Source organism: Neisseria sicca (genome assembly GCF_014054945.1).
In the GTDB taxonomy this organism is placed as follows: domain Bacteria; phylum Pseudomonadota; class Gammaproteobacteria; order Burkholderiales; family Neisseriaceae; genus Neisseria; species Neisseria sicca.
The window spans coordinates 2053330-2075281 of the sequence record NZ_CP059566.1; the positions used below are offsets into that span (position 1 = coordinate 2053330).

At 52.2% G+C, this 21952-nt stretch carries 18 protein-coding genes and 1 pseudogene; 10 read left to right on the forward strand and 9 right to left on the reverse strand.

Translation table 11 applies throughout. The features are described from left to right. Window positions 1–38: 38 nt before the first annotated feature. Both carB and H3L95_RS09765 read left to right on the forward strand, forming a co-directional pair. Entirely contained in the window at window positions 39–3254 is a 3216-nt protein-coding gene (carB, locus tag H3L95_RS09760) for a carbamoyl-phosphate synthase large subunit (RefSeq protein WP_003762253.1), read from the forward strand. 83 nt (window positions 3255–3337) lie between these two features. Continuing rightward, window positions 3338–4006 (forward strand): LemA family protein, encoded by a 669-nt coding sequence (locus H3L95_RS09765; RefSeq protein ID WP_003762255.1) that lies wholly within the window; start codon window positions 3338–3340, stop codon window positions 4004–4006. Between the two features lie 204 nt (window positions 4007–4210). Here the strand turns inward: H3L95_RS09765 and lysS are convergent, their stop codons facing one another. Next, complete coding sequence (gene lysS / locus H3L95_RS09770; RefSeq protein WP_040669259.1) at window positions 4211–5722, reverse strand: lysine--tRNA ligase; 1512 nt, start codon at window positions 5720–5722, stop codon at window positions 4211–4213. Between the two features lie 254 nt (window positions 5723–5976). On the opposite strand from lysS, the gene H3L95_RS09775 reads away from it, so the two are divergent. Beyond that, the gene (locus H3L95_RS09775) at window positions 5977–7122 is read left to right on the forward strand and encodes a KPHS_23130 family T6SS system protein (RefSeq protein ID WP_040669262.1); all 1146 of its coding nucleotides are present in this window, start codon (window positions 5977–5979) and stop codon (window positions 7120–7122) included. A gap of 785 nt (window positions 7123–7907) precedes the next feature. Here H3L95_RS09775 and H3L95_RS09780 read toward each other — a convergent pair. Continuing rightward, window positions 7908–9932 (reverse strand): OPT family oligopeptide transporter, encoded by a 2025-nt coding sequence (locus H3L95_RS09780; protein WP_003762270.1) that lies wholly within the window; start codon window positions 9930–9932, stop codon window positions 7908–7910. A 240-nt stretch (window positions 9933–10172) separates the two neighbouring features. Between H3L95_RS09780 and H3L95_RS09785 the strand changes: the two genes are divergently transcribed. From H3L95_RS09785 to H3L95_RS09805, 5 genes are all read left to right on the forward strand, one after another. After that, window positions 10173–11180: an IS5 family transposase gene (locus H3L95_RS09785; protein ID WP_182096146.1), complete on the forward strand. Its 1008-nt coding sequence runs from the start codon at window positions 10173–10175 to the stop codon at window positions 11178–11180. A 768-nt stretch (window positions 11181–11948) separates the two neighbouring features. Then, window positions 11949–12653, forward strand: coding sequence for a septum site-determining protein MinC (minC, locus tag H3L95_RS09790; RefSeq protein ID WP_003762201.1), 705 nt, complete (start codon window positions 11949–11951; stop codon window positions 12651–12653). 30 nt (window positions 12654–12683) lie between these two features. After that, complete coding sequence (minD, locus tag H3L95_RS09795; RefSeq protein WP_003762203.1) at window positions 12684–13499, forward strand: septum site-determining protein MinD; 816 nt, start codon at window positions 12684–12686, stop codon at window positions 13497–13499. Window positions 13500–13502: 3 nt separating this feature from the next. Further along, window positions 13503–13778 carry a cell division topological specificity factor MinE gene (minE, locus tag H3L95_RS09800; RefSeq protein ID WP_003765670.1) on the forward strand — a complete coding sequence of 92 codons (276 nt, stop codon included), beginning with the start codon at window positions 13503–13505 and terminating at the stop codon, window positions 13776–13778. A 3-nt stretch (window positions 13779–13781) separates the two neighbouring features. Further along, window positions 13782–14702 carry a hydrogen peroxide-inducible genes activator gene (locus H3L95_RS09805; RefSeq protein WP_003762207.1) on the forward strand — a complete coding sequence of 307 codons (921 nt, stop codon included), beginning with the start codon at window positions 13782–13784 and terminating at the stop codon, window positions 14700–14702. A gap of 305 nt (window positions 14703–15007) precedes the next feature. Here H3L95_RS09805 and tldD read toward each other — a convergent pair whose 3' ends face one another. Continuing rightward, on the reverse strand, window positions 15008–16504 hold the full coding sequence (tldD, locus tag H3L95_RS09810) for a metalloprotease TldD (protein WP_003762210.1): 1497 nt from the start codon (window positions 16502–16504) through the stop codon (window positions 15008–15010). A gap of 730 nt (window positions 16505–17234) precedes the next feature. Here tldD and H3L95_RS09815 point away from each other — a divergent pair. After that, entirely contained in the window at window positions 17235–18608 is a 1374-nt protein-coding gene (locus H3L95_RS09815; protein WP_003762216.1) for a Na+/H+ antiporter family protein, read from the forward strand. Continuing rightward, window positions 18609–18836 carry a SlyX family protein gene (locus tag H3L95_RS09820; RefSeq protein WP_003742919.1) on the forward strand — a complete coding sequence of 76 codons (228 nt, stop codon included), beginning with the start codon at window positions 18609–18611 and terminating at the stop codon, window positions 18834–18836. On the opposite strand, the pseudogene H3L95_RS14310 reads toward H3L95_RS09820, so the two are convergent. From H3L95_RS14310 to H3L95_RS09845, 6 genes and pseudogenes are all read right to left on the reverse strand, one after another. After that, window positions 18817–18951: pseudogene (locus H3L95_RS14310) on the reverse strand (IS5/IS1182 family transposase); the annotation flags it as partial. The gene H3L95_RS09820 and the pseudogene H3L95_RS14310 overlap by 20 nt on opposite strands. Before the next feature lie 58 nt (window positions 18952–19009). Further along, window positions 19010–19549: a DUF924 family protein gene (locus tag H3L95_RS09825; protein ID WP_040669247.1), complete on the reverse strand. Its 540-nt coding sequence runs from the start codon at window positions 19547–19549 to the stop codon at window positions 19010–19012. A gap of 262 nt (window positions 19550–19811) precedes the next feature. Further along, complete coding sequence (locus H3L95_RS09830; protein WP_003762219.1) at window positions 19812–20474, reverse strand: SH3 domain-containing protein; 663 nt, start codon at window positions 20472–20474, stop codon at window positions 19812–19814. Between the two features lie 132 nt (window positions 20475–20606). Further along, a complete protein-coding gene (locus H3L95_RS09835) occupies window positions 20607–21095 on the reverse strand; it encodes a TlpA family protein disulfide reductase (RefSeq protein ID WP_003762221.1) in 489 nt (162 codons plus the stop codon). Next, on the reverse strand, window positions 21092–21478 hold the full coding sequence (locus H3L95_RS09840; RefSeq protein WP_003762224.1) for an acyl-CoA thioesterase: 387 nt from the start codon (window positions 21476–21478) through the stop codon (window positions 21092–21094). Before H3L95_RS09840 ends, H3L95_RS09835 begins: the two co-directional genes overlap by 4 nt. Beyond that, entirely contained in the window at window positions 21478–21840 is a 363-nt protein-coding gene (locus H3L95_RS09845; RefSeq protein ID WP_003762226.1) for a hypothetical protein, read from the reverse strand. Before H3L95_RS09845 ends, H3L95_RS09840 begins: the two co-directional genes overlap by 1 nt. Between the last annotated feature and the right edge of the window lie 112 nt (window positions 21841–21952).

Here is a 21952-nt window from a genome sequence, read left to right on the forward strand (position 1 = left end):
AGTTAATTAAATCTTATTTGTTCAAGAAAGACCCACCCATGCCCAAACGTACCGACCTAAAATCCATCCTTATCATCGGCGCCGGCCCTATCGTTATCGGTCAGGCCTGCGAATTTGACTATTCGGGCGCACAGGCCTGTAAGGCTTTGCGTGAAGAAGGCTACAAAGTCATTCTGGTGAATTCCAACCCCGCCACGATCATGACCGACCCTGAAATGGCGGATGTTACCTACATCGAGCCGATTATGTGGCAGACGATGGAGAAGATTATCGCCAAGGAGCGGCCCGATGCGATTCTGCCCACGATGGGCGGCCAGACTGCGCTGAACTGTGCGCTGGATTTGGCGCGCAACGGTGTGCTGGCGAAATACAATGTCGAGCTGATCGGCGCGACGGAAGATGCCATCGACAAGGCGGAAGACCGCGGCCGCTTTAAGGAAGCGATGGAGAAAATCGGCCTCTCCTGCCCGAAATCTTTTGTCTGCCACACGATGAACGAAGCCTTGGCGGCGCAGGAACAGGTCGGCTTCCCGACGCTGATTCGTCCGTCTTTCACCATGGGCGGTTCGGGCGGCGGCATTGCCTACAATAAAGACGAGTTTTTGGCGATTTGCGAACGCGGTTTCGATGCGTCGCCCACGCATGAGCTGTTGATTGAGCAGTCCGTGCTCGGCTGGAAAGAGTACGAGATGGAAGTGGTGCGCGATAAGAACGACAACTGCATCATCATTTGCTCGATTGAAAACTTCGACCCGATGGGCGTGCATACGGGCGACTCGATTACGGTTGCGCCGGCGCAGACGCTGACGGACAAGGAATACCAAATCATGCGCAACGCTTCGTTGGCGGTATTGCGCGAAATCGGCGTAGATACCGGCGGCTCGAACGTGCAGTTTGCGGTGAACCCTGAAAACGGCGAGATGATTGTGATTGAGATGAACCCGCGCGTGAGCCGTTCGTCCGCGCTGGCTTCCAAAGCGACGGGCTTCCCGATTGCGAAGGTGGCGGCGAAGCTGGCTGTCGGCTTTACGCTGGACGAGTTGCGCAACGACATTACCGGCGGCCGCACGCCCGCGTCGTTCGAGCCTTCCATCGACTATGTGGTAACCAAAATCCCGCGTTTCGCGTTTGAAAAATTCCCCGCCGCAGACGACCGCCTGACCACGCAGATGAAATCGGTGGGCGAAGTGATGGCGATGGGTCGCACGATTCAGGAAAGTTTCCAAAAAGCCCTGCGCGGCTTGGAAACAGGCTTGTGCGGCTTCAATCCGCGCAGCGAAGACAAAGCGGAAATCCGCCGCGAACTGGCCAACCCCGGCCCTGAGCGTATGCTGTTTGTGGCAGACGCGTTCCGCGCGGGCTTCACGCTGGAAGAAATCCACGAAATCTGCGCCATCGACCCTTGGTTCTTGGCGCAAATCGAAGACTTGGTGAAAGAAGAGCAACAGGTAAGTGCAGGCTGCCTGAAAGATTTGGATTTCGCCGCCCTACGCCGTTTGAAACGCAAAGGCTTCTCCGACAAACGTATCGCGCAGCTTTTGGGCGTAAAAGAAAAAGAAGTGCGCGAACACCGCTACGCGCTGAAGCTGCATCCCGTCTATAAACGCGTCGATACCTGCGCTGCCGAGTTCGCCACCGAAACCGCCTACCTCTATTCCACTTACGAAGAAGAATGCGAAGCGCATCCTTCCGACCGTAAAAAAGTGATGATTCTCGGCGGCGGCCCGAACCGCATCGGTCAGGGCATCGAGTTTGACTACTGCTGCGTTCACGCCGCGCTCGCCCTGCGCGAATCGGGCTTTGAAACGATTATGGTGAACTGCAACCCCGAAACCGTGTCCACCGACTTCGACACCAGCGACCGCCTGTATTTCGAGCCGCTGACGCTGGAAGACGTGTTGGAAATCGTCCGCACCGAAAACCCTTGGGGCGTGATTGTACATTACGGCGGTCAAACCCCGCTCAAACTCGCCAACGCGCTGGTTGAAAACGGCGTGAACATCATCGGCACATCCGCCGACAGCATCGACGCCGCCGAAGACCGCGAACGCTTCCAAAAAGTGTTGAACGACTTAGGCCTGCGCCAGCCGCCCAACCGCATCGCCCACAACGAAGAAGAAGCGCTCGTCAAAGCCGAAGAAATCGGCTATCCGCTGGTCGTGCGCCCGTCTTACGTCCTCGGCGGCCGCGCCATGCAGGTCGTCCACTCCGCCGAAGAGCTGCAAAAATACATGCGCGAAGCCGTGCAGGTATCCGAAGACAGCCCCGTGTTGCTCGATTTCTTCCTGAACAACGCGATTGAAGTCGATGTGGACTGCGTTTCAGACGGCAAAGACGTCGTTATCGGCGGCATCATGCAGCACGTCGAGCAGGCAGGCATCCACTCCGGCGACTCCGGCTGCTCGCTGCCGCCCTACTCGCTCAGCGAAGAAATCCAAGACGAAATCCGCCGCCAAACCAAAGCCATGGCCTACGCGCTGGGCGTGGTCGGCCTGATGAACGTACAGTTTGCCGTGCAGGACGGCGTGGTGTTCGTATTGGAAGTGAACCCGCGCGCCAGCCGTACCGTCCCCTTCGTCTCCAAAGCCACCGGCGTGCCGCTCGCCAAAGTCGGCGCGCGCTGCATGGCAGGCATTTCCCTGCAAGAGCAAGGCGTGGAGAAAGAAGTCGTTCCCGATTTCTATGCCGTTAAAGAAGCCGTGTTCCCCTTCATCAAATTCCCCGGCGTAGACACCATCCTCGGCCCCGAAATGCGCTCCACCGGCGAAGTGATGGGCGTGGGCGCAAGCTTTGGCGAAGCCTACTACAAAGCCCAACTCGGCGCAGGCGAACGCCTGAATCCGACCGGCAAAATCTTCCTCGCCGTACGCGACGAAGACAAACCGCTCATCGTCAAAACCGCGCAAAACTTCCAAGCCTTAGGCTACGGCGTCTGCGCCACACGCGGCACCGCCGAATACCTGAAAGAGCACGGCATCATCGTGCAGGCGGTGAACAAAGTACAGGAAGGCCGCCCGCACATCGTGGACGCGATTAAGAACGGCGAAATCGCGCTGGTGGTCAACACCGTCAGCAGCTCGGCGCAATCCATCGCCGACAGCCACAGCATCCGCCGCACCTCCCTCACCCAACGCGTGCCGCAATACACCACCATCGCCGGCGGCGAAGCCATGAGCGAAGGCGCAAAAAGCCGCGACCACCTAGGCGTGTACAGCGTGCAGGAGTTGCATGGACGGTTGAAGGCGTTGAAGTAATGGAAATACAGGCTGCCTGAAAACTAGAGAAAACAGTTTCAGGCAGCCTGAAATTTGACAATACGCAGCAAAAGGAAAATGGAATGTTTTGGTTATTAGTGATTTTGATAGTTATCGTTTTGTGGCTGGTGAAAGTGTATAACAAGCTACAAAGCAGTATGCAGAATATCCGTGAAGGATTTTCCAATCTGCAGGCGGGATTAAAAAAACGTCAACAACTAAGCGGGCAAATTATTGAAATCGCTTCAGGTTATTTAGAACACGAACAGGTCACTCAACTGCGTGTGGCTCAGTCGCAAAACACCCAACAACTGGCTGCAATGGCACAAAATTTCCCCCAGCTGAAAGCAGATGCCACCTATCAAAAACTGATGGGACAGCTGGAAGCATTGGAAAATGACATTTTGGCGCGCCGAGAAAATTATAATAACCGTGTGAAGCGGTTCAACAGCTACCGTAATTCATTTCCTGCGGTGTTAGTAGCACAAAAACTGTCGTTTGACACGGTGGAGTACTTTGACAGCGATGATGAAAAATTTGATGCACAAGTACAAAGTTTTGCGCGCGACGATAGCGCTGTACTGCAAGAAATTATCGGAAACAGCGCAAAAGCCGTGAAAAATATTTCCACTCAGGCTGTTCAGGTAGTACAGGGCAACAAAAAACAACTCGGAAATCAGACTAACGACGTAACACAGCCCACCAACAGTACAGATAATCCAGCTGATACATCGTCTGAAAAACCAGAATAAACCTACCCTGAGAACCAGGCAGTAAAGCTGCCAACGGGGCAACCTAAAAAGCCACAACTCCCTAGGCGTATACAACGTATAGGAAGTACATGGATGCTTGAAAAATAGGGGCTGAATCTGAATTAGGTTTAACTTCAACAAAAAGGTCGTCTGAAAACCAATCTTCCGGTTTTCAGACGACCTTTTCTTTATTATCTGCCTACCTTATTCGGGACGCATCTGCGGGAACAGAATCACGTCGCGGATGGTTTGAGAATCGGTCAACAGCATCACCAAGCGGTCGATGCCGATGCCGCAACCGCCTGTCGGCGGCAGACCGAATTCCATCGCGCGGATGTAGTCGGCATCGTAGTGCATGGCTTCGTCGTCGCCCGCGTCTTTTTGCGCCACTTGCGCTTTGAAGCGTTCGGCTTGATCTTCGGGGTCGTTCAACTCGGAATAGCCGTTTGCCAGTTCGCGGCCGACAACGAACAATTCGAAACGCTCGGTCAGTCCTTGTTTCGTATCCGAAGCGCGTGCCAACGGGGAAACTTCGACCGGATAATCGACGATGAAGGTCGGGTTCCACAGTTTGCCCTCGGCGCAACCTTCAAACAGGGCAAGTTGCAGGCTGCCGATGCCGGGGGACGGTGGCAGGCTTTCGCCGTGTTTGACGATTTCTTTTTTCAGCCACTCCGCATCGTTCAACTGCTCGTCGGTGTAGTGCGGATTGTATTTTTTGATGGCTTCGAGAATGGTCAGGCGCTCAAACGGGCTTTCCAAATCGACTTCTTTGCCGTTGTAGCTGATTTTCGCTGTGCCGTTGACCGTGTGCGATGCGTTGCGGATGATGTCTTCCGCCATCTGCATCATGCGTTCGTAGTCGGAGAAGGCTTCGTAGAATTCAATCATGGTGAATTCGGGGTTGTGGCGCACGGACATGCCTTCGTTGCGGAAGCTGCGGTTGATCTCGAACACGCGCTCCAAACCGCCGACCACCAGACGTTTCAGATACAACTCGGGCGCAATGCGCAGGTAGAGCGGGATGTCCAAAGCGTTGTGGTGGGTCACGAAGGGTTTCGCCGTCGCGCCGCCGGGAATCGGGTGCATCATCGGGGTTTCAACTTCGAGATAATGCTCGTTCACCATGAAATTGCGCACGGATTGGATGATTTGGCTGCGTTTGATAAACGTATTGCGCGATTCTTCGTTGGCAATCAAATCGACGTAGCGTTGGCGGTATTTGGTTTCCTGATCGCTCAAGCCTTTGTGTTTGTCGGGCAGTGGGCGCAGGGATTTGGACAGCAGGCGGATGTCGGACACGCGCACGGTCAATTCGCCGTGGTTGGTTTTGAACAAAGTACCTTCCGCGCCGACGATATCGCCCAAGTCCCAATGGTTGAAATCGTCCAAAACTTCCTGACTCACGCCTTTGTTGTTCAGATAAAGCTGGATTTGACCGGTCACGTCTTGGATGGTGGCGAAGCTCGCCTTGCCCATTTGGCGTTTGAGCATCATGCGGCCGGCAATTTTGACGGGAACGGCTTGCGGGTCGAGTTCTTCTTTGCCGATTTCGCCGTATCGGGCGTGCAAATCGGCGGCAAAGCTGTCTCGCTTGAAGTCGTTGGGATAGGCAATGCGCTGTTGGCGGATGTTGTGCAGTTTTTCGCGGCGCAGGGCGATGATTTGGTTTTCGTCCAACTGCGGCTCGGTTTGCGGATTGTTTTGTTCGCTCATGGTGTTTTCCGGAAAAATAAATCAGGCGCAATCTGTTTCAGACGACCTGATTGAATCACAAAATTTGCGCATATTTTACGCGATGTCGGTGTTTTTTTCTATCCGGCTCAAAAGGTCGTCTGAAAAACATCGTGCAGGGGTTTTCGGTCAATCCGTTTAGCGGGAAAAAGATACCTGAAATCAAGTTTGGAAAAACATTTGGCTTTTTTGCTGTTATACTCATTCCATTTATTTCAAATCAATATCTGAAGATTATGTACTGGTCTATTCCCGATATCCCCGATACCATCGTCGCCCGCAAAAACAGCAAGTGGAATACCCCTTGGGTATGGCTGACGGTATTGGCTTTGCTTTTTATTGCGGCGTTGATTGTTGTGTTGTGGCTGAAAATCAGCCCGTTTTATCTGTTGATACCGGTTGGCGTTTGGGGCGCGGCTTTGCTGTACCGCTTTATCTTGTCGATGAACCGCAGCGCGGCAGCAGATGCTTGGGAAACCGAAAAATCGAATATCCGCAAAAAATGGACGGATTGGGCGCAAAGAAGCATCGTATTGGTCGATTCGCATACCATCCTGCCCGACCCCTTGTCGCTGCCGGACGTCATTACCCAAGCCTCAGGCGGACGAAATGCCGATCTTTTTCTGTTTCCGCGTGATGAAGACGAAGACCTGTGGCGCAGCGGCTATCCTTACGTTGCCGAACATTTTTACCAAAAATTGAGCGAATTGGCGGAATATCGACAGCCTGTGACCCTACACATCGATGCGCCGGACGAAGAAGCGTATTTGAACTGGCAGCAAAGATTTGAAGAAATCGCCGAAATGGCGGGTATCCGCGCGACTATCAAGCCTTTGTCCGATGGCGAAAGTTTGATGGGCGATTGGGTGGAAAACCGCCAGTTTGAAGGCATCCATGTGATTTTTTCGGCATGGCTGAACGAGGACGCTTCAGATGCCGAATTTACAGAAAACGCAACTTGGTTGGTGTTCGCCTCGCCTTATGCCGCCAAACAGAACAAATTGCCCGTCAAAGCGGTTTTGCAGCGTCCGATTGCCATCTCCTTGTCCGACGAAACGGCGCAAAACAAATCTTTCGGACACTACGCCGATTATGCTTTGAAAAACCGCACCGTCCATGCCGCCTGGTTTACCGCGCCACCTAAAGATACGCAACAATACGTCGGCAAACTTCGCCAAGCAGGCGTCAGCTGGAACGATAATTTCGACCTGCCCCTGATACACACGCCCGAACCCTATACAGGTCAACTTCCGCGAGAAAGCCACTGGCTGACTTTGGGCTTGATGGCTGAAAACAGCGATCAGCAAAACCAATTGTTCGGCTGGCAGAAAGACGGTAATCTGTATATGGGCTGCCTGATTCATCAAAATTCAGCAGCATAAGCCGACTATCTTGTTATGGTGCGAAAGGTCGTCTGAAAACTTGAAGTTTGGGTTTTCAGACGACCTTTTATTGAATCGATACATGCTCGGAGCAACCGAACCCGTAGCGTGGGCTTTGTCCGCGATATGAATGTACGGATACCGCCCAATTTAGATGGTTAAATAGCAGATTTCGTGGGCAAAGCCCACGCTACGGATTGCTTCAACGGCAATCTGTTCCTTCCCCCGTCCGGCGGGGGAAGGTTAGGATGGGGGTGGCTTTGTGGATTTAGGTAAAATCAAATTCGTGTAGCCAGCAGAGCCACCCTCTCCCCAGCCCTCTCCCGCCAGACGGGAGAGGGGGTAGGTTACAGGTTAAAAAGAGGTCGTCTGAAAACTTTAAGATTAGGGTTTTAGAGAAACTCGTTCATACCCGTTTTCAGATGACCCGTTATTCAATCAATACAGATTTTGGATAACTCAAGTAGCGTGGGCTTTGCCCACGAAATCCATCATTTAAGTAATCAAAATCAGACAATAGCCGAATGTGCTTTCATTTTGGCATTCATATCGCGGGCAAAGCCCACGCTACGGTTTACTGCAACGGCAACCTGTCCCTTCCCCCGTCCGGCGGGGGAAGGTTAGGATGGGGGTGGTTCTATGGCTTTGGGTAAAATCAAATTCATTTGACCCGTAGAGCCCCCTCTCCCGCCGGATAAAAGAGCAAGAAGTTACAGATAAAAACAAGGTCGTCTGAAAACCTGAATCCCAAGTTTTCAGACGACCTCTTTATTTTCAAAACCAGCTTACTTAATGCGCCCTGCTTTCAACACGCGTTGGGCGAAGAACACCATGCCTGTGATGAAGAACGCCAGTCCCAGCCAGGATGCGGTGGTTTCCCAGTTTTCCAGACCCAGCGCAAGCGGGGCGTCGGAGCCGCCGTTGGTCACGGAGAAGGCAATGATGAATGCCATCACTACGCCGACCAGGCTTTCGCCGACAATCAAACCGGCGGAGAACAAGGTTCCGATGCGTTCGGCGTTTTTCAGACGGCCTTCACGGTTTTCCGCTTTCTTGCCGATGATGTGTTTCAACACCGCCGCCAACACTGCGCCGATCACGATGGGCATATTGACGGACGGTGGCAGGTAGATGCCCATGCCGACGGCGAGGACGGGCAGTGCGCGTTTGCCGCCCGACGATTTTTTCAACACCAAATCGACGACGATCAATACCGCGCCGATCGCGATGCCGGTGAAGATGTACGCCCATTCGAGGTTGTGGGCGAAGATACCCGAGGCGATGGTCGTCATCAAAGTCGCTTGCGGAGCCGCCAAAGCCTGCGCCGCGTCCATGCCTTCGCGCGGCATTGCGCCGGTAAAGCCGTAGGCTTCGTAGAGCAGTTCCAACACGGGCGAGATGACGAATGCGCCGACGATACAGCCGATAATCAACGCAATCTGTTGTCTCCAAGGCGTTGCTTTGAGCAAGTAGCCGGTTTTCAAGTCTTGCAGGTTGTCGTTGGAAATCGAAGCCACGCAAATCACCGCCGAGCCGCAGAACAAGGTCAGCGCCAGCAGGAATTTGCGGTTGGCTTCATCCGCCATCAAGCCGCCGGATTCGCCCACGACCAACAACACCAGCGAAATGATAACGATGGAAACGATGCCCACGCCGGAAATCGGGCTGGAAGACGAGCCGACCAAACCTGCCATATAACCGCAGGCAGCGGCGACCAAAAAGCCGATGACGGAAGCCAAAAGCGTACAAACGACCACCAAAAGCCAAGCCATGCCGCCCGTAATGTGCGAATCGCCGATAAAGTGATAAAACGATACGCCCAAAATCAGCATCATGGACAATACCCAAAAAATCATGGCCTTAGGTGACAAATCCTGTTCGGCGCGTTCCGCAGCGGGCGCACCGCCGCCGAAACTCTTGAACGACATTTTCAGGCCTTCCAGCATCGGCTTGAGCAGCATCAAAAGCGTCCAAACCGCCGCAATACCGATGGTACCCGCGCCGATAAAGCGTACTTTTTCCTTCCACAGCTTCATCGCAAACGCCGCCATTTCCATATCGGAAGGCTGCGGAATGTGCGATGAAAAATACGGCACGGCAATACCCCAAGCAATCGAAATGCCCAACAGGATGGCGATACCACCCGTCAGTCCGACCAAGTAGCCCGCGCCCAACAATGCCAGCGAAAAGCCCATCGGCAGTTGGAAAATCGCCGTGCCGCTTTTAAACCAATAACTCGCACTGTCGGCAATCACGCGCAAACCGTTGGAACAAAAGCTCATAAAGCCCGCCAACGCGCCGCCTGCCGCCAGCTCTTTAATGCCGCTGCCGCCCTGACGGCCTTCCTCTTCCTCGTGGCTGCCGACTTTCAAAATCTCTGCCGCCGCCACGCCTTCGGGATAAGGCAACTCGCTTTTCACCACCATCGCGTAACGCAGCGGAATGGTGAAAATCACTCCCAAAATTCCGCCGGCAATACATAAAAGCGTCGTCTGCCAAAACGGGAAACCGCTCCAGTAGCCCGCCATCAGCAAACCGGGCAGGACGAAGATGATGGTCGAAAGCGTACCCGCCGCCGAAGCCTGCGTCTGCACCATATTGTTTTCCAAAATATTGCTGCCTTTGCAAAACTTCAAAACCGCCATCGAAATCACCGCCGCCGGAATCGACGAAGCAAAGGTCAGACCGACCTTCAAGCCGAGGTAAACGTTCGACGCGGTAAAGATCACGGTAATCAGCGCACCGAGTATCATGCCCCGAAGCGTCAGCTCGCGGTAATCCGCGTAAGGATCGTGGGTGGATTGTGTCATCGTGGATAGCCTTTCGGTTGATAAAAAACACGACGGCAGGCTCGAACCGGCTGCCGAATCTGCCTTTATGTTGTTGCGGCGGCAAGGAAATGTCAAGTTAGACAAAGAATGTGCAAAGAAAGCGGAAAAGTATAGTGGATTAAAATTGCAATGATACGGCGTTGGCAACGCCCTTATGAGACCTTTGCAAAATTCCCCAAAATCCCCTAAATTCCCACCAAGACATTTAGGGGATTTTCCATGAGCACCTTCTTCCAGCAAACCGCACAAGCCATGATTGCCAAACACATCGACCGCTTCCCGCTATTGAAGTTGGATCAGGTGATTGATTGGCAGCCGATCGAACAATACCTGAATCGTCAAAGAACCCGTTACCTTAGAGACCACCGCGGCCGTCCCGCCTATCCCCTGCTGTCCATGTTCAAAGCCGTCCTGCTCGGACAATGGCACAGCCTCTCCGATCCCGAACTCGAACACAGCCTCATCACCCGCATCGATTTCAACCTGTTTTGCCGTTTTGACGAACTGAGCATCCCCGATTACAGCACCTTATGCCGCTACCGCAACTGGCTGGCGCAAGACGACACCCTGTCCGAATTGCTAAAACTGATTAACCGCCAACTGACTGAAAAAAACCTAAAATTAGAGAAGGCATCCGCCGCCGTCATTGACGCCACCATTATTCAGACTTCCGGCAGCAAACAGCGTCAGGCCATAGAAGTCGATGACGAAGGACAAGTCAGCGGCCAAACCACACCGAGTAAGGACAAAGATGCCCGTTGGACAAAGAAAAACGGTTTATACAGACTCGGTTACAAACAACATACCCGCACCGATGAGGAAGGCTATATCGAGAAACTGCAGATTACCCCCGCCAATACCCATGAGTGCAACCACCTGTTGCCTTTGCTGGAAGGCATTGCCGAAGGTACGACCGTCTATGCCGATAAAGGCTACGACAGTAAGGAAAACCGGCAACATCTGGAAGAGCATCGGTTGTTGGACGGCATTATGCGCAAAGCCCACCGCAACCGTCCGCTGACAGAAGTGCAAACCAAACGCAACCGATATTTGTCGAAGACCCGTTATGTGGTGGAACAAAGCTTCGGTACGCTGCACCGTAAATTCCGCTATGCCCGGGCAGCCTATTTTGGTCTGCTCAAAGTGAGTGCGCAAAGCCATCTGAAGGCGATGTGTTTGAACCTGTTGAAAGCGGCTAACAGGCTAAGTGTGCCTGTTGCCGCCTAAAAGGCGGCCCGGATGCCTGATTATGGGGCGTCCGGGGAGGATTAAGGGGGTGTTTGGGTAGAATCAGTGGATATTTGAAACGAAAACAGCCGAAAACCTGTGTTGGGGTTTCGGTTGTCGGAGGAAGGGCTTTTTTGCAAAGGTCTCCTTATGTACTACCCGTACACGGCGGGCGTTGCCGCCTTGTCTCATTTTTATTTTAATCCACTATAAAAGGTCGTCTGAAACCGGTGTCCGCATTTTCAGACGACCTTAGCGGCTCAAATCGTCTCACCCAACCCTGAAAAACCTCCGAATCCCAACATTTATAGTGGATTAAATTTAAATCAGGACAAGGCGACGAAGCCGCAGACAGTACAGATAGTACGGAACCGATTCACTTGGTGCTTCAGCACCTTAGAGAATCGTTCTCTTTGAGCTAAGGTGGGGCAACGCCGTACCGGTTTAAAGTTAATCCACTATATTCCTTCAATGACCGACCATCCTTATATAAAAAAAATCTGTTCATCCCGTTGACGGATCGTTCAGATTCAGAGCCTGCTCCGGATTTCAGACGACCTGTTGTCGCTTTTACGCCACTTCAAACAACTTTAAAGATAACGTCATTTCATGACAAAACCTTGCAATCAGCTTGCAATCGCGTTCCAGCCGTGATTTCAACCCGATAGATACAGGAAATTTCACTTCAGACGGCCCAAACGGATTGAATAGCCAAGATTTACACGGTAAACTTATACAATTAAAAAATTTTATGATTTACTCACTATTATGAAACCCGCCTTCGACATAAAGTCAGCCCGGCTTGACGTGCTGGCTATTCACCTGCATACCGCAGACTTGACCGAGCTGGAAGAATTTTTGCGCCAACGCGCCGGTCAATACCAAGAATTGGATGTCGTCCCCTTCGTTTTGGATGTGCAGGATTTTGACCATCCCGAGTCATTGGACATCGGTTCCATGATTTCCCTTTTCGCCCGTTACGGCATGCAGATTCTGGGGCTGCGCCACGAAAGCGAATATTGGGCATCCTTTGCAGCACGTTACCATTTGGTTTTCAGCCGTAGCGACAAATCCGAGCCGCAACAGCCCAAAATCAACCAAGAGCCTGCACCCGTTCAGGCAACGGTCATCAGCAATCCGACCGTCCTCATCAGTACTCCCGTCCGCACCGGACAACAGGTTTACGCGGAAAACGGCGACCTTATCGTGACCGGCATCGTCAGCCAAGGTGCGGAACTCATTGCCGACGGAAACATTCATATTTATGCGCCCATGCGCGGCAGGGCTCTGGCAGGCGCGAAAGGCAACACCAACGCGCGCATCTTCATCCACTCCATGCAGGCGGAACTGGTCTCCGTAGCGGGCATCTACCGCAATTTCGAACAAGACCTGCCCGACCACCTGCACAAAAAAGCCGTACAGGTTTCATTGCAAGACAACCGCCTGGTTATCAGCGCAATCGACACAGATTAACCATTCCAAGCATTTGATAAAGGAAACATCGTGACAAAAATCATCGTAGTAACTTCAGGCAAAGGCGGCGTAGGCAAAACCACGACCAGCGCCAGTATCGCAACCGGACTGGCTCTGCGCGGCCACAAAACAGCCGTCATCGACTTTGACGTCGGCTTGCGCAACCTTGACTTGATTATGGGTTGCGAACGACGCGTCGTTTACGACCTGGTTAACGTTATCCAAGGCGAAGCCACGCTCACCCAGGCCCTGATTAAAGACAAAAACTGCGAAAACCTCTTTATCCTGCCCGCATCGCAAACCCGCGACAAAGACGCGCTGACCCGTGAAGGCGTTGAGAAAGTCATGCAGGAATTGAGCAGTGACAAAATGGGATTCGAATACATCATCTGCGACTCCCCCGCCGGTATCGAACAAGGCGCATTGATGGCGCTCTACTTCGCCGACGAAGCCATCGTCACCACCAACCCCGAAGTATCCAGCGTCCGCGACTCCGACCGTATCTTGGGCATCCTGCAAAGCAAATCCCGCAAAGCCGAACAAGGTGGCACGGTCAAAGAACACCTGCTGATTACCCGCTACTCGCCCGAGCGCGTCAACAAAGGCGAAATGCTGTCCGTACAAGATATTTGCGACATCTTGCGCATCCCGCTCATCGGAGTCATTCCCGAATCGCAAAACGTCCTGCAAGCGTCCAATGCCGGCGAACCCGTCATCCACCAAGACAGCGCAACTGCCGCAGAAGCCTACAAAGACGTTATCGCGCGCCTCTTGGGTGAAAACCGTGAAATGCGTTTCCTCGAAGCCGAGAAAAAAGGCTTCTTCAAACGGCTGTTCGGAGGCTAAGTCATGTCATTAATGGATATGTTGTTCGGCAGAAAACCGAAAACCGCCGCCGTTGCACGCGACCGCCTGCAAATCATCATTGCCCAAGAGCGCGCGCAAGAAGGTCAAGCGCCCGACTACCTGCCGACCCTGCGCAAAGAATTGCTTGAAGTATTGTCCAAATACGTCAACGTTTCCTTGGACGACATCCGCATTTCCCAAGAAAAGCAGGACGGTATGGACGTTCTCGAATTGAACATCACCTTGCCTGAACAAAAAACGGAACAGAAAAAGGCTTAACACATGACCTTGACCGAATTGCGTTACATCGTAGCCGTCGCGCAGGAACGTCATTTCGGACGTGCCGCGCGCCGCTGCTTTGTCAGCCAGCCCACCCTTTCCATCGCCATCAAAAAGCTGGAAGAAGAGCTGTCGGTATCCCTGTTTGACCGCAGCAGCAACGACATCATCACCACCGAAGCGGGCGAGCGCATCGTTGCCCAAGCCCGCCGCGTGTTGGAAGAAGCCGAGCTGATCAAGCACCTTGCCAGCGAAGAGCAAAACGAATTGGAAGGCGCATTCAAACTCGGTCTGATTTTTACCGTCGCCCCCTACCTTCTGCCCAAGCTCATCATTTCCCTGCGCGAAACCGCGCCGAAAATGCCCCTGATGCTTGAAGAGAACTACACGCACATCCTGACCGAATCGCTCAAGCGCGGCGACGTCGATGCCATCGTAGTCGCAGAACCCTTCCAAGAGCCTGGCATCGTCACCGAGCCGCTGTATGACGAGCCTTTCTTCGTCATCGTCCCCAAAGGACACCATTTCGAAGAACTCGATGCCGTTACGCCGCAGATGTTGAGCGAAGAGCAGGTCTTGTTGCTGACTGAAGGCAACTGTATGCGCGATCAGGTCTTATCAAGCTGCTCCGAGCTGGCCGCCAAGCAGAAAATCCAAGGTCTGACCAACACCCTGCAAGGCAGCTCCATCAACACCATCCGCCACATGGTTGCCAGCGGTCTCGCCATCAGCGTCATGCCCGCTACCGCACTGACCGAGAACGACCATTTGCTGTTCAGCATCATCCCGTTTTCAGGCTCCGTTCCGCACCGCCGCGTCGTTTTGGCATACCGTCGGAACTTCGTCCGCCCCAAAGCATTGACTGCCTTACGGACCGCCATCCTCAATTCCCATCTTCACGGCGTTACTTTTGTCCAAGAGTAAAGCGCATTGAATACCGGGCATCGATGAAATCACGCACAGGGCTTTCAATCGTGATGATATTCAACAAGCCGCCGATTTTTTCGGCGGCTTGTTTTTTGTGTCTCAGCAGATGGATAAGCCAAAAATCGTGTAGAACGTTCGAGCAGATAAACTTGTGCTTTAATGCCTTAAAACATGGTTTCCTGCGAACTTGAGCAGGGTAAGGACTCAACAGTTTCCAATCAATAAGCCAGCCATCTAATACGAAACGTCGTCTGAAAACCCTAAATACAGTTTTCAGACGACGTTTGACTTTGCTACCTGCCTTAAATCTCGCTACCGCCAACGGTCAACCCAGCATCAATCCGCAAGGTCGGTTGTCCGACGCCGACAGGAACGCTTTGCCCATCTTTGCCGCACACACCGACACCGCTGTCCAACGCGGTATCGTTGCCTATCATGGAAACATGTTTCAACACTTCCGGCCCGTTGCCGATGATGGTCGCGCCTTTGACAGGATATTGCAGTTTGCCGCCTTCGACCCACCACGCTTCGGATGCGCTGAAGACGAATTTGCCGCTGGTGATGTCCACCTGTCCGCCGCCGAAATTGACGGCGTAAATGCCTTTATCGATGGACGCGATGATTTCGTCGGGTTCGTAGCCGCCGTTTTCCATGAAGGTATTGGTCATGCGCGGCATAGGGGCGGAGGCATAGCTTTCGCGGCGGCCGTTGCCGGTGGATTGCGTACCCATCAGGCGGGCGTTGGTTTCGTCCTGCATATAGCCGACCAAGATGCCGTCTTCAATCAATACGGTGCGGCGTGTTTCGTTGCCTTCGTCGTCGATATTGAGCGAACCGCGCCTGTCGACAATGTCTCCTTGGTCTACGACGGTAACGCCTTTGGCGGCAACGCGCTCGCCGATTCTGCCTGAAAAGACGCTGGTTTCTTTGCGGTTGAAATCGCCTTCCAAGCCGTGTCCGACGGCTTCATGCAGCAACACGCCCGGCCAGCCGTTGCCCAAGACAACGGTCATTTCCCCTGCGGGCGCAGGGCGGGATTCGAGATTAATCAAGGCTTGTTTGACCGCGGAATCGACAAACTGCCGCACCAAAGTTTCATCAAAATAAGCCAAGTCGTAGCGACCGCCGCCGCCCGCGCTGCCCTGTTCGCGCCGGTCGCCCTGTTTGGCGATGACGGTAACATTCAGGCGCACCATCGGACGGATGTCGGCGGCGTGCCTGCCGTCGAGGCGGGCGATATAAATCATGTCGTATTCGCAGGTCAGCCCCGCCATCACTTGCACAATGCGCGGATCGGCGGCTTTGGCAAGCGTTTCCACTTTGTTCAATAAAGCAACTTTGGCGGCGGAATCAAGACCGATAATGGGATTCAGCACCGCATGGACGGATTTGCCGTATGCGGCGGACGGCACTTTGACAGAAGCTTCGCCGCCTGCCGCGCCGATGACGCGGACGGCTTGGGCGGAACGGTTGATCGAATCGATACACAAACTGTCCGCATAGGCAAAAGCGGTTTTTTCGCCCGAAACAGCACGCACGCCCACCCCCTGATCGATTTGGAAACTGCCCGATTTGACGATGCCCTCTTCCAAATGCCAGCTTTCAAAAGCAGTGCGCTGGCAATAGATGTCGGCGTAATCGACGTGATGCTCGCCGATGATGCTCAGGCTTTTGGCGAGCAGCTCAGGGGAAAGGTGATTGGCTTCGAGCAAATCGCGCTGTACGGTAGCGTAAGTTGAGTGCATGGTTTTCAGACGACCTTCAAGGCTGGGGAAACTTGGGGCTTGATTATACGGCATTTATTCTCGTTCTAGTCGAATAGATAAAAAGCGCAATCAAGTTTCCGTACTGACCTGACAGGCGGCGGACTAAGCTGCATCATGTCTTACGGTTTTCTTGAGATTGAACCGGAACGCTTGGACCGCTTATGGCAGATTTCGCGGGCAAAGTCCACGCTACGGATTGCTTCAACGGTAACTTATCCCTTCCCCCGTCTGGCGGGGGAAGGTTAGGATGGGGTGGCTTTGTGAGTTTAAATAAAATCAAATTCGTTTGCCCCGTAGAACCACCCTCTCCCCGACCCTCTCCCGCCGGACGGGAGAGGGGAGCAAGTTACAGATAAAAACGAGGTCGTCTGAAAACTTAAAAGTCGAGTTTTCAGACGACCTTTTATTTAATCCACGCCAGTTTGTAGCGTGGGCTTTGCCCACGAAATCTATCTTCTGACAATCTGAATTGGATGATCACGTTTTCACTCATATCGTGGGCAAAGCCCACGCTACGGTTTACTGCAACGTCAACTTATCCCGCCCCCGTCCGGCGGGGGAAGGTTAGGATGGGGGTGGTTCTATGGCTTTAGATAAAATCAAATATGCTTGAGGTCGTCTGAATCGGCTGCCTGCACATTCCATCCTATTCATTTGCATGAATAATCGGCTTGCCCTAGCCCGTTAAATCATGTTAGGTTATGATGTTTCTTTTTAATATGTGAACAGATGGTCTGAGGGTCGTCTGAAACGGAGAAAAGGCATGAATGCCGTAGTGGTTGCAGTAATCGTTATGCTCGTGTTGTCGCTATCGCGGGTACACGTCGTATTGAGCCTGACTGTCGGTGCGTTCGTCGGCGGACTGGTGGCGGGAATGCCGCTGGAAAACATCGTGGATACGGCGGGCAATGTAACGCAGTCGGGGATTATTCCCGTGTTTAACGAAGGCTTGAAGGGCGGCGCGCGGATTTCTTTGTCTTATGCGATGCTCGGTGCGTTTGCGATGGCGATTACTTATTCCGGGCTGCCGCAACAGCTTGCGGGTGGCATTATCCGCAAACTCAACAACAGTCAGGATGCAGTAAAAGGCGAGAGTTCGGTGAAATGGACGCTGTTGCTGATTATTTTGGCGATGGGCATCATGAGTCAAAACGTCGTGCCTATCCATATCGCGTTTATTCCGATGATTATTCCGCCGCTTTTGCTGGTGTTTAACCGTTTGAAAGTCGACCGCCGCCTGGTGGCGTGTGTGATTACGTTCGGTTTGGTGACGACTTATATGTTCCTGCCTTACGGCTTCGGTGCGATTTTCTTGAACGACATCCTCTTGGGCAACATCAAATCTGCGGGCATGGATGTAAAAGACATCAGTGTCATGCACGCGATGGCGATTCCTGCGCTGGGTATGGTGGCGGGGCTGCTGGCGGCGTTTGTCCACTACCGCAAATCACGCATTTATCAAACCAATACTGTCGATACGGAAGACAACCGCGAAGCATCCGAACAGCCCCAGCCTTCGGCTTACCGCAGTCTGGTGGCGGCAATCGCGATCGGTGTGTGTTTTGCGATTCAGTTGATGTATAAAGATTCGCTGGTGTTGGGCGCGATGTTGGGTTTTGCCGTCTTCATGATGCTCGGTGTGATGAACCGCAATGCTGCCAGTGATGTGTTCGGCGAAGGCATCAAAATGATGGCGATGGTCGGTTTCATCATGATTGCGGCGCAAGGTTTTGCGGCAGTCATGACCGCGACAGGCGAAATCAAACCGCTGGTCGAACACAGTATGCAGCTTTTCGGCGGCAATAAAGGCATGGCGGCATTTGCCATGTTGTTTGTCGGATTGTTGGTCACCATGGGTATCGGCTCTTCTTTCTCCACCTTGCCGATTATTACCGCGATTTATGTGCCACTGTGTATCAGCCTCGGCTTCTCGCCGCTGGCAACCGTCGCCATCGTCGGTACGGCAGGTGCATTGGGCGACGCCGGTTCGCCCGCGTCCGACTCGACGCTCGGCCCGACCATGGGTTTGAACGCCGATGGGCAACACGACCACATCCGCGACTCTGTCATCCCAACCTTTATCCACTACAATATCCCGCTGATGATTGCGGGCTGGATTGCCGCGATGGTGCTGTAAATGAGCGAAATGGACGAATTGGAACACCGCATCACCGAGCTGGAAATCCAAACCGCGCTTCAGGAAGACTTAATCGGCAGCCTGAACGATACGGTGGCGAAAATGCAGCAGACGCTGGATTTACAGCAGGCGCAGTTAAGGCTGCTTTATCAGAAAATGCAGGACAAAGGCGCAAACGGAGAGCGTGAACCTTACAGCCTGCGTGATGAAATTCCGCCGCATTATTGAAGCGGAAATATAGTGGATTAACTTTAAACCAGTACGGCGTTGCCTCGCCTTGCCGTACTATCTGTACTGTCTGCGGCTTCGTCGCCTTGTCCTGATTTAAATTTAATCCACTAAATGAAAGAAGGTCGTCTGAAAAATGGTTTTCAGACGACCTTCAAATTTTAAAACCCAAATTAAAATGACGAACCTTCCTGTTTCAAAAACTCCGCCTCTTCCTCCGTGCTTTCACGCCCCAATACGGCATTGCGGTGCGGATAGCGTCCGAAGCGGTCGATGATGACTTTGTGTTTGATTTCAAAATCCAATGCGTGTCCGTCGGTATAGCGTTCAAACAGCGGAACGGCTTGTTCGTGGACAACTTGGCTTTCGCTGTGCATCAACGGCATGAGCATGAAATGGCGTTCGTGCGGCAGGAGGTCGGCGAAACCGGGCTGACGGACGGCTTCTTGGGCAAGGATGAGAGCGGCCAAATCTTGGGCAAATGCTTGAGGACTGTTGCGAAACAGGTTGCGCGAGAATTGGTCGAGCAGGATGATTTCGGCGAGCTTGCCTTGCAGGGTGTCGCGCCAGTGTGCAAGCTCGCCACGGGCCGCCTGTTGCCAGACATCAAAAAATCGCGCGCGAATCTTGGCATCGAATTCATCGTTTTTGGCAAACAGAAAAGGACGGTTTTCTTCGGCAAACCAGAAGTCTAAGACGGTTTGGGGTGTCATGAACATTCCTTGCAATAGAGGATTATAGTGGATTAAATTTAAATTAGGACAAGGCGACGAAGCCGCAGACAGTACAGATAGTACGGAACCGATTCACTTGGTGCTTCAGCACCTTAGAGAATCGTTCTCTTTGAGCTAAGGCGAGGCAACGCCGTAATGGTTTAAAGTTAATCCACTATATTAAGTGCAAGGTCGTCTGAAAAACCGAATCAAAGTTTTCAGACGACCTTTTTGATTACGCCTATATCTCGACAGCTTTTGATTAATCCACCCGCTCCAACTGACTTTTATGAACATATCCTTGGGTAGCCGTATCTTTTAATTGAACGAGGTACCAATCCTTACGAACGGTTTTCAATTTTTCTACTATGGCGTTGTCGTCCAAGCGTTTGATTATGTCGGCATGGGCATCCGGTTGGCTCCTGAGATTAACCTTATGGCTATCTGTGGATTTAACGATGAAATCATTATTCATAATCAACGAGTAAATACAGCCCGAATCAGGGATTTGTTTCGCTGTTGTTTTTGGGATTTTTTCAAATTTTATAAGTTTGGCAGAATAATATTTACCGTCACAAATGACTTCCGTATCCACTTTGCCCATAGTAATTTGGGCCGGCTGTTTGACAGAATCTTCCTGATAAACGTAAAAATTCGGCGGAAGCACCAATTCTTTCAAAACAACAGCTTGCTGCGATTTGCTCAAATTAAGGGAGATTCGGTTTTGATTCGATATTTTGGTGTCTTCAGGGATAAAGTCAAAATATAAAACCCTTTGACTCCGAGTATTACCATCTAAACTTTTACCCCAATAAACCCACAGCATGCCTTTTTGAGGAACGCCTTGTGCAAATGTCAGCTGAAATACGCTCAAAATAAAGCCGACAAAAATAAAATAAAGAAATTGTTTATTTTTCAAAGCCATTTTCAATGATGCTCAGAATCTACTTACCGAAATTGCCCTTCACTCAGTCCGACAGCAGACAATATCGCTGATTGTTTAATATATTCATAACAGAGGTCGTCTGAAAACAGTCACGAACCTCTCAAGCCTGTATTACTTCGCCAATTCTTTGTCGATTTCCTGATAAAGCGCGGCGAAGTCTGGCTCGCCGACAAAGGTTTTCAGGATTTCGCCTTTTTTATTGATCAGGAAAGAAGTCGGGTAAACCTGTGTACCGAACGCTTGGGCGGCAGCTTTATCGGCATCAAACATGACGGTAAAAGGCAAGCCGTATTCTTTGACGTATTGGTTTACGCTTTCCAACGGGTCTATCGGCTGGGCAATGCCGAGGACTTGGAAGTCTTTGCCTTGATAGTCTTTGGACATTTTGATGACTTTGGGCATTTCGCTGACACAGCCCGGGCAGGAGGGGAACCAGAAATTGATGAAGCTGACTTTGCCTTGCAAATCGGCGTTGGACACCGGTTTACCTTGCAGGTCAGACAAAGAGAATGCGGGAGCAGGTTTGTTTTCCGGGACGAGGACGAAGGCGAGCAGCGCGCCGATAATGGCGACTGCGGCAATGGTAATGAGCTTTTTCATGCTTCGGCGTATTGTTTTAAAAGGGTAAAGAGAGGTTCGGGAATGCTGATGCTTCGCCCGCTTTCTGCGCTAACGACCATCAAAGTGCTTTCGGCTTCAACAGCATTTTTACCGCTGGGCAAAACGATGTTTTGAGTGAGGATAATATGGCGCGAGGTCAGCTCTTTCAGACGACCTTCAAAGCGTAATATGTCGCCATCGACGGCGGCACGGCGATAACGGATGTCGGTGCGGACAACCACCAGCATCAAGCCGTCGATTTCGGACAATAAACCGTGTTCCTCAAAAAACGCCCAGCGCGCTTCTTCGAGAAATTCGAGATAGCGCGCGTTGTTGACATGACCGTAGCCGTCAAGATGGTAATTGCGGACGCGGATATTCATCAGTTCAGATTGAAGGATTGAAAGGCTTCACGGGCGAGCGGTTCTTGCTCGAGGTCGGTGATAACGGTAGAAAGCTGGATGTCGAACCATTCGTTGAAAATATCCGCATTCAAATCAGGCCATTCGCTTTCATCTTCGCACCAATCAGCAAGTTCGGCAGCAAAAATGTCTTCAAACCGCGCTTCGATTTCGTCCCATACTTCGTCGGCGGTTTCACACGGACGGACGAGATAAGAATTGGCATCAGCTTGAATATCTTCAAGCGTCAAACCGTCAAGATGATTGCCGGGCAGGGTTTGCAGCCAGTTCCAAAAAGGATCGAGCGGGATGAGCAGGAAGACGCTGCGGTTGACTTCGTACATGATGTTTTCCTTGATTTCAGATAAGGGAATGATATAGCAAAGGCCGTGCAAACGCTATCTTTGCCTGCCAAAGAGTGGATAGGCTGGGACAAAGCGATGTTTGGATTGCAAC